At 35.6% G+C, this 222-nt stretch carries 1 protein-coding gene; it reads left to right on the forward strand.

From position 1 onward, the window contains the following. Positions 1-14 precede the first annotated feature (14 nt). Positions 15-222, forward strand: a 208-nt coding sequence (locus M979_RS22280; protein WP_209439651.1) for a polysaccharide biosynthesis C-terminal domain-containing protein, incomplete at its 3' end; no start/stop codon positions are given.

Below are 222 nucleotides of genomic sequence, written 5' to 3' on the forward strand. Positions count from 1 at the left end.
TTTTCCAGATCTACATGTTCCAATGGTTGCGAGCCGTTGTGGTATTTGGTGCAGTAATGGGAGCAATTGGCTTAGAGAAGGAATTATTTAAAAATACTGTTATTATCGCATCCCTCAACGTCATCATAAATATTTTCATGATTTCCAAATTTGGTATTTTAGGTGCTGCTGTTACTACTACGGTTATGAACTATGTTGGTGGCTTATTATTGATCAGAAAAA

This window comes from Buttiauxella noackiae ATCC 51607 (genome assembly GCF_001654865.1).
Taxonomy (GTDB): Bacteria; Pseudomonadota; Gammaproteobacteria; order Enterobacterales; family Enterobacteriaceae; genus Buttiauxella; species Buttiauxella noackiae.